This is a genomic window from Bradyrhizobium sp. (assembly GCF_016462955.1).
Classification (GTDB): domain Bacteria; phylum Pseudomonadota; class Alphaproteobacteria; order Rhizobiales; family Xanthobacteraceae; genus Bradyrhizobium.
Genome location: NZ_JAEMSD010000226.1, coordinates 1 through 7,755, shown reverse-complemented (window position 1 = coordinate 7,755; position 7,755 = coordinate 1). Strand labels below are relative to the sequence as shown.

8 protein-coding genes are annotated in these 7,755 nt (G+C 65.0%); 3 read left to right on the top strand and 5 right to left on the bottom strand.

What is annotated here, in order from left to right:
• The coding region (locus tag JHD07_RS21845; RefSeq protein ID WP_291625658.1) for an S-adenosylmethionine:tRNA ribosyltransferase-isomerase at positions 1-573 on the top strand (573 nt) is incomplete at its 5' end.
• Positions 574-745: 172 nt separating this feature from the next.
• On the opposite strand, the gene JHD07_RS21840 is transcribed toward JHD07_RS21845, so the two are convergent.
• The 4 genes from JHD07_RS21840 to JHD07_RS21825 all read right to left on the bottom strand — a co-directional run bounded on the left by JHD07_RS21840 (position 746) and on the right by JHD07_RS21825 (position 4,949).
• On the bottom strand, positions 746-1,783 hold the full coding sequence (locus tag JHD07_RS21840) for an aspartate-semialdehyde dehydrogenase (RefSeq protein WP_291625656.1): 1,038 nt from the start codon (positions 1,781-1,783) through the stop codon (positions 746-748).
• A gap of 246 nt (positions 1,784-2,029) precedes the next feature.
• The gene (locus JHD07_RS21835) at positions 2,030-2,635 is read right to left on the bottom strand and encodes a PepSY domain-containing protein (RefSeq protein ID WP_366864970.1); all 606 of its coding nucleotides are present in this window, start codon (positions 2,633-2,635) and stop codon (positions 2,030-2,032) included.
• A 249-nt stretch (positions 2,636-2,884) separates the two neighbouring features.
• Positions 2,885-3,628 carry a TetR/AcrR family transcriptional regulator gene (locus JHD07_RS21830; protein WP_291625669.1) on the bottom strand — a complete coding sequence of 248 codons (744 nt, stop codon included), beginning with the start codon at positions 3,626-3,628 and terminating at the stop codon, positions 2,885-2,887.
• A 136-nt stretch (positions 3,629-3,764) separates the two neighbouring features.
• A complete protein-coding gene (locus JHD07_RS21825) occupies positions 3,765-4,949 on the bottom strand; it encodes a patatin-like phospholipase family protein (RefSeq protein ID WP_291625653.1) in 1,185 nt (394 codons plus the stop codon).
• Positions 4,950-5,156: 207 nt separating this feature from the next.
• Here JHD07_RS21825 and tgt point away from each other — a divergent pair, with 207 nt between their 5' ends.
• On the top strand, positions 5,157-6,302 hold the full coding sequence (gene tgt / locus JHD07_RS21820) for a tRNA guanosine(34) transglycosylase Tgt (RefSeq protein ID WP_291625651.1): 1,146 nt from the start codon (positions 5,157-5,159) through the stop codon (positions 6,300-6,302).
• Between the two features lie 13 nt (positions 6,303-6,315).
• Here tgt and JHD07_RS21815 read toward each other — a convergent pair whose 3' ends face one another.
• Positions 6,316-6,534, bottom strand: a complete 219-nt coding sequence (locus tag JHD07_RS21815) for a hypothetical protein (RefSeq protein WP_291625649.1) — start codon at positions 6,532-6,534, stop codon at positions 6,316-6,318.
• Between the two features lie 225 nt (positions 6,535-6,759).
• On the opposite strand from JHD07_RS21815, the gene cysK reads away from it, so the two are divergent.
• A complete protein-coding gene (gene cysK / locus JHD07_RS21810; RefSeq protein WP_291625647.1) occupies positions 6,760-7,737 on the top strand; it encodes a cysteine synthase A in 978 nt (325 codons plus the stop codon).
• Positions 7,738-7,755 lie beyond the last annotated feature (18 nt).

Genomic DNA, 7,755 nt, shown 5'->3' with positions numbered 1-7,755 from the left:
CCCGACGACCGGGATCTCGCCGACTACCAGACCATGTTCGCGGCGAACGAGGGCGCTGTTGCTGCTCCCACGGCGGGGCTGCACTTCACGCCGGCGCTGGAGCAGGCGCTGCGCGCGCGCGGCGTCGGCCTCAATCGCGTCACGCTGCATGTCGGGGCGGGGACGTTCCTGCCGGTGAAGGTCGACGACACCGACGGCCACAAGATGCATGCCGAGTGGGGTACGATCTCGGTCGAGACGGCGGAGCGGCTCAACGCCGCGCGCAGGAACGGCGGACGTATCGTCGCCGTCGGCACCACGTCATTGCGTCTGCTCGAAAGCGCAGCGCGTGAGGACGGCACGATCCAGCCTTTTGCGGCGGAGACCTCGATCTTCATCACCCCCGGCTATCGCTTCCGCGCGGTTGACGTGTTGATGACGAACTTTCATCTGCCGAAGTCGACGCTGTTCATGCTGGTGTCGGCGTTCTCCGGGCTGGCGACGATGAAGCAGGCCTATGCGCACGCGATCGCCAGCGGCTATCGGTTTTATTCGTATGGCGATGCGTGTTTGCTGTTTCGGGCGGAGCCGTAGGCGACCCGCGCAAACGCATCACCGTCACCCTGAGGTGCTCGCCTCTTCGGCGAGCCTCGAAGGGCGACGGCCCGGTTGCTGCGTCTCAGCCGCTCATCCTTCGAGGCTCACATGCAGCGCCTGGCGCTGCATGGTTCGCACCTCAGGATGACGGATCGACAGGCGTGCTCTGTTACGCCATCACCCGCTGCGGCAGCAGCTCCGCGATCTGCACCGCATTCAGCGCGGCGCCCTTGAGCAGTTGATCCGCGGCCACGAACATCGAGATCGAGTGCCCGGTGGGATCGCTGAGGTCCTTGCGGATGCGGCCGACCAGCACGTCGTCCTGGCCCGAGGCATCGATCGGCATCGGGAAGTAGTTCCTGGCGCGGTCGTCGACCACCTTCACGCCGGGCGCCTGCGCCATGATGGCGCGGACCTGGTCCTCGCTGATCGGCTTCTCGCATTCGAAGGTGATGGCTTCGCAATGGGCGCGCAGCACCGGCACGCGCACGCAGGTGACGCCGACCGCGATCTTCTCGTCTTCGAAGATCTTGCGGGTCTCCTTGATGACCTTCGTTTCTTCATCGTTGTAGCCGGTCTCGGGGTCGATGGCGGTGTTGTGGTTGAAGAGGTTGAAGGCGTAGGGGTGCGGCATCACCTTGGGCGTATAGACCTGCCCATTGAGATTGGCGCGGGTGGATTCGACCAGCTCCTCCATCGCGGCCGCGCCTGCGCCGCTGGCTGCCTGATAGGTCGAGATGATCACGCGCTTGATGCGATTCACTTGGTGGATCGGCCAGAGCGGCACCAGCGCGGTGATCGCGGCGCAGTTCGGGTTGGCGATGATGCCCTTGTGCTCGCGGATGCGGCCCGCGTTGATCTCGGGGATCACCAGCGGCACGTTCGGGTCCATGCGGAAGGCGGAGGAGTTGTCGACCACGACGGCACCGGCCCTGACCGCGATCGGCGCGAACTTCTTCGAAATGCTCCCGCCGGCGGAGAACAGGGCGATGTCGACGCCCTCGAAGGAGCGCTCGGTCAATTCCTCGATGACGACATCCTTGCCGCGGAACGACACCGTCTTGCCGGCCGAGCGGGCGCTGGCGAGCGCCTTGAGCTTGCTGACGCGGAAGCCGCGCTTGTCCATGGTGGCGATGAATTCGGCGCCCACCGCACCGGTGACGCCCACAATCGCGACGACGGGATCGTTACTCACTTTATCCTCCATTGAATTTGCGAATGAGACAACAAAAAAGCCCCGGACCATCGAGGTCGGGGCTTGCCGTAGAGCTGATGCGTTTGAAGTCGACGACCTACGCGCGCACGCCTCCCCGGGCCCCTGAGGCCGTGGTGGTTTTGGTCGTGCGTTTGGTGGTCGTGAACATGGCGGCGACTTATGCGGGAGAGTCTTGCACCCGTCAATGGGCTTTTCGCCCGATCGGTACCGGGCGCGCCCGCCGCTATTTGGCACCCGCTATTTCGTTCGGGCACCCGGCGGTTCGAGGGTGACCTCCTTGAGGTCGTCACCGCTGACCACGACGATCGAAAAGCTCAGCCGGCCGCGCTCGCGGACCAGCCCGCCGCTGATGGCCTTGCCCGAGGCCGCACGCTCGGCGACGCGCACGGCGTCGGCGAGGCGATGCCTGATCGCCCCCAACGCTGCGAGATTGCTGCGATCTTCGTGGTCGAGCTCGGTGAGGGGGAGGGCGGCCTCCCCGCCGACGAACTCGCCGGTCGACGCATTGATGATGTGGCGCCAGATCCGGTCGTTGTGCAGGGTCTTCACCCGGTAGACCGGGACACCTGAGCCTCCGTCAAAGCTCACATCGGCGGTTGTGGCGCCGGCATGACGTCCTTCCGCGATCGTTATGGCCTGGCTGATTGTGATCGACGAGCTGCGGAATCGTTCGATCTCGCGGCTGACCGCTTGGCGGTCGGCCTCCGCGTCGCCATCTGTCTCGCCGTGAAGAGCGGTGGGCGTGCTTCCTGCCGAGACGATCGCCTGCGCCGGCGCCGCGACGAGCAACGCCGACAGGGCGGCGGCCAAGAAGGTCCGGGACTGTCGTCGTAATGCGGTCATGTCGAAACCTCGTCCAGCGAGTGTGCCGGATGATCGTAAAGAATTCGCGGCCGGCCTTGGGCATCGGCCGGCCGCGGAGCGCCCGCGACAGGCTGTAACCTGCCACGGCGATCGAAGTGGTCCAGACCTCTTTGGGGCTGGTGAAAAAGCGGCCCGAACCAACTGTAATGAAACCATACCGTATCGTTTTATTTCGGTCAACGGGGCGCGCGGGCGCGCCTGGGGAAAGGTAACAAGCTCACGGAATTGTCAGCGGGAGGGGCGCCGTGGCGTGACTTTGGAGGCGTCCTGGACCCGGTCGGCAGGCCCCAGCGCGCCGGCCAGGAACAGCTTGATGGCCACGCGCATGCGCTTTTCGGCAGGCTTCAGCTCCAGCGCCGTTCCGAACGTCGCCATCCGGTGGGTATGGCCGACCACGACGTCGAGGAACACCTCGGCCGCGATGGTGGTGTCTTCGACATCGAGCGCGCCTTTCGCCACCAGATGGTCGAAGAAGCGCGCCGTGGTGGCGACGGCCTTGAGCCAGCCTTCCTCCTTGCCGAGCTTGGCGACGTCCGGGAAGTTGATGGCCTGCGACGTCATCATGCGGCTGAAGGCGACGGCATCGGGGCCGCAGGTGAAGGTCAGCATCTCGCGCCCGATCTCGACAAGTCGCTGCTCGACCGAGATGTCGGAGGCGCTGGAGAGCTGCATCTCCGCCGCAGCCGAGAGCGGGGCGAGCCAGCGCGCGATCTCGCGCCTCAGCACCGCCGCGAACAGCCCCCGCTTGTCGCCATAACGCGAATAGACGGTGGGCTTGCTGACCCGGGCGGCTTCCGCAACGGCGTCGAGCGAGGTCGCCTCGAAGCCGCGATCGAGGAACAGGCGGGTGGCGACCTCGATCAGCCGCTGATCGCGCTCGATGGCGGCGGTTTTGGTCGGCCGGCCGCCGCGCGATTTCGGCACGCCGCGCCGTGGCGCTGCCGGTCTCGGTTTGGTCGCAGTCAATCCCATGCCCAATGATTCCTGCGCGGTCGCGATATCGATCATTCGCTCTATATCGCGCAGCTGCGGGAGCGTCATCGCCAATCTGGCCGAATTGGCCATATCGTCAACGGTTTCCGCAAGGTTGCGTTCCGGCTCGAAGCGATCACGGCAGCGCCGAGGTCCAGGCCTGGCCGGAGGCGGCCTTGTCGTATCCGTACTGATACAGCGCTCGCATATAGGTGGTGTCGAAGCCTTCCGACGGCGGCGCAGGATAGTCGCGCGCGATGTAGGAGAGATGGAAGCCGAGCCGGTTGCGCTTGGCGAAGTCGTAAGTCGAGAAGATGATCGAGCGCGTTTGCGACTGGGTGATCGCCGACAGGCTGCGCGAGGCAACGTCGATCGTGCCGTTGGAGACCAGCTCGAAATTGCGTTCGATCTTCTTGTTGACGAGGATGTAGATGTCCATCTTCGCAGTACCGGGCAGGCGGCCGCTCTGGAACAGCAGGGCTTCCGGCAATGTCAGCACCGGCGCGGTGACGCCGCCGTCGACATGCATCTCCTGGAACTTGCGGCCCTGGCCTTCGGCATCGATCATGATGGGCGGAAATACCAGGGGAATGCTGGCGGACGCTGCCATCACGTCGCGAAACAAATTCAGGGCCTCGGGCGTCCCGACCGCGGCGATCTTGCCCATGTCCCAGATCGCGGTGCGCTGGGTGTCGAGGTCGGTGGTCACCACGAGCAGCTTGCGCCCCTTGGCGTGCTCGCGCGCAACCTGTGCCATGATCTCTGGCCCGACATAGCGGGCGACGAGCTCGCGCAGCCGCGTGTTGCCGAACAGGCCGGATCCGAACAACACGCGCATGATGCTGGGATCGTTCAGCAGGCTCTCTGCGATGCCGCTGGTATAGACCTCCTTCAAGGTGTCGTCATATTGCGAACCGAGAAATGCAAAAGGCGCGATCAGGCCGCCGGTGCTGACGCCCGAGACCACCGAGAAGCTCGGCCGGGTCCGGGCCGCGGTCCAGCCGTTGAGCACGCCGACGCCGTAGGCCCCGTCAGCCCCGCCGCCGGAGAGCGCCAGATAGGTTTTGGTCGCGGTGCTGGTGTCCTTCTCGAAGCTGAATTTGGTGACGGGCTCGTCGGCGTAACGCCTCAGTCCGTCGATATTCAGCACCCGCGAGACGCTGGCTTCCGCGGCTGTGTAGGGCGTGCGGGGCAGGGAGGTGCAGGCGCCGAGCGCCAAGCCGCATGCCAGGAGCAGGATGCCGGTCTGGCGGGCGCTTGTGCGCCTGGTCCGGCCATGCGCGAGGCCGGACGTTGCGGTCGATCGTGAGGGGAAGGGCATCGGCGATGGCTGGCGATCAAGGTTTTCCCGCCGGCGGCAGACCTGCCGCGGCGTTCTCGTCCAGCCCCAGTGTAAAACTACACTGTATCGTTTTGTTTAACAAGGGTGGTCCAGCGCGAACCCGACGTGTGGGCCAGTCTGAGCCAACGCTGGCCGCATGGTCCGGGCGGGTTGATCGGCCTGCTCCGACACGCAATAAGCACCGCCATGAATTCCGACAATGACCTACCCAATCACTTTGAATTGCTCGCCACCGATGGGGCGGCGCGCACCGGACGGCTGACCACGCCGCACGGCGTGGTGCGGACGCCGGCCTTCATGCCGGTCGGTACCGCTGGTGCCATGAAGGGCATGCACTGGCGCGAGGTGCGCGATGCCGGCGCCGACATCGTGCTCGGCAACACCTACCACCTGATGCTTCGCCCGAGCGCCGAGCGGATCGCGGCGCTCGGCGGCCTGCAGCGGTTCACCGGCTGGAACGGGCCGATGCTGACAGATTCCGGCGGCTTCCAAGTGATGTCGCTCGCCGACTTGCGCAAGGTCAGCGAGCACGCGGTCACTTTCCGCTCGCATATCGACGGCGCCAAGGTCGAGCTGTCGCCGGAGCGCTCGATCGAGGTGCAGCGTTTGCTCGGCTCGGATATCGCGATGCAGATGGACGAGTGCGTGCGCCTGCCGGCCGAGCGCGCCGACATCGAGCGCGCGATGCAATTGTCGCTTCGCTGGGCCGAGAGAAGCAAGCGCGCTTTCGCTAGCGCTCCGGACGGCTACATGCTGTTCGGCATCGTGCAGGGCGGCGACGTGCCGCAGCTTCGTCATGCGAGTGCGCAAGGTCTGGTCGCGATCGGCTTCCACGGCTACGCGATCGGCGGCCTTGCCGTCGGCGAGCCGCAGGCGGTGATGCTGGCGATGATCGACGAGACCGCGCCGCTGCTGCCGCGAGAGCGGCCGCGCTACCTCATGGGCGTCGGCACGCCCGACGACATTCTCGAAGCGGTGAAGCGCGGCATCGACATGTTCGACTGCGTGATGCCGACGCGCAACGGCCGGCACGGCGTCGCCTTCACGCGCTTCGGTCAGGTGAATCTGCGCAATGCGCGCCACGCCGACGATCCGCGTCCGCTCGATGAAGAGAGCTCATGGCCGTCCGCGCGCAGCTGCGCGCGCGCCTATCTCCATCATCTCGTCAAGGCCGGCGAGACGCTGGGGGCGATGCTGCTGTCGGAGATCAATGTCGCTTACTACCAGTTCCTGATGCAGGGCATCAGGGACGCGATTGCAGGCGGAACGTTCGAGGAGTTCTATCAGCGTACGCGCGAGGATTGGGCGAGGGGCGACATCGCCCCGCGCTGATAATTGCGCGACGTCAATTGCAGACGATCCGCTGCTTGACTGCGTGCTTGGTCACGAAACCGTAGCCGCAAGTGTCGCAGGTCCAGAGATAGCTGATGATGTGGTCCGAGACGTAGGCGGAGGCTTCAGCAGCGACCATGGAGTCGGCGCAGACGGGACAGGTGGGCAACTCGCTGCAACGCGGATCGCGCCTGGGCGCGACGGTCGGCAACACTTCAGCAAATGCTGACATCGCGGTGACCTCCCTGCTTTGAGACATAAGTCTAACATAAGCAGAAGACGTTGACGAGGTCGCAACACAAATGCGTTGGTTTTCTGCTAATTAAAGCTCACGCGATTTTGCGATGCAGCGTATTTAACATGTACCGCATTGTCGCTTGCGTGTCGTGGCAAGCAGTCTGTAACTGCGAGAATGGCCGCGAGTGCACGTGCAGATCGTCGTCACAGGGAGTTCATCATGGACGCATCGTCCACCACGGGTGCAGCGCACCAACCCGGCCGCGGCCGGATCTATGACTCGATCGTCGACACCTTCGGCAACACGCCCGTCGTGCGCTTGCGCCGGTTACCCGGTATGCACGGCGTGAACGCGTCCATTTTGGCAAAACTTGAATATTTCAACCCGGCCGCGAGCGTGAAGGACCGCATCGGTGCGGCCATGATCATCGCCATGGAGAAGGCGGGGATCATCAAGCCGGACACCGTGCTGATCGAGCCGACCTCCGGCAATACCGGCATTGCGCTCGCGTTCGTGGCCGCCTCGCGCGGCTACCGGCTCAAGCTGGTGATGCCGGAGTCGATGTCGATCGAACGACGCAAGATGCTGGCCTTTCTCGGCGCCGAGCTGGTGCTGACGCCGGCGGCGCAAGGCATGAAGGGCGCGATCGCTGCCGCCGAGGAGCTGTTAAAAACGACGCCGAACTCGGTGATGCCGCAGCAGTTCAAGAACCTCGCCAATCCCGAGGTGCATCGCCGCACCACTGCCGAGGAAATCTGGAACGACACTGGCGGCAACATCGACTTCTTCGTTGCAGGGGTCGGCACCGGCGGCACCATCACCGGCGTCGGCCAGGTGCTGAAGCCGCGCAAAGCAGGCCTGCGGGTGGTCGCGGTCGAGCCGGAGGAGAGCCCGGTGCTATCAGGGGGGCAGCATACGCCGCACAAGATCCAGGGCATCGGGGCCGGCTTCATCCCCGACATCCTCGACCGGTCCGTGATCGACGAGATCGTGAAGGTCAACTCGACGACCGCAATCGAGACATCGCGCGCGCTGGCGCGGCACGAGGGCATTCCGGGCGGCATCTCCTCGGGCGCCGCGATCGCCGCCGCACTCGAGATCGGCAAGCGGCCGGAAGCTGCTGGAAAGACCATCCTGGCGATCGTACCGTCATTCTCCGAGCGGTATCTTTCCACGGCGTTGTTCGAGGGAATCTAGGCCATGGCGGATCAACCG

Bases quoted from the DNA above. Each gene is read 5' to 3' on its own strand.
- JHD07_RS21840 (WP_291625656.1), bottom strand. From the start codon at position 1,783: ATGGAGGATAAAGTGAGTAACGATCCCGTCGTCGCGATTGTGGGCGTC.
- JHD07_RS21835 (WP_366864970.1), bottom strand. From the start codon at position 2,635: ATGACCGCATTACGACGACAGTCCCGGACCTTCTTGGCCGCCGCCCTG.
- JHD07_RS21830 (WP_291625669.1), bottom strand. From the start codon at position 3,628: ATGGGATTGACTGCGACCAAACCGAGACCGGCAGCGCCACGGCGCGGC.
- JHD07_RS21825 (WP_291625653.1), bottom strand. From the start codon at position 4,949: ATGCCCTTCCCCTCACGATCGACCGCAACGTCCGGCCTCGCGCATGGC.
- tgt (WP_291625651.1), top strand. From the start codon at position 5,157: ATGAATTCCGACAATGACCTACCCAATCACTTTGAATTGCTCGCCACC.
- JHD07_RS21815 (WP_291625649.1), bottom strand. From the start codon at position 6,534: ATGTCAGCATTTGCTGAAGTGTTGCCGACCGTCGCGCCCAGGCGCGAT.
- cysK (WP_291625647.1), top strand. From the start codon at position 6,760: ATGGACGCATCGTCCACCACGGGTGCAGCGCACCAACCCGGCCGCGGC.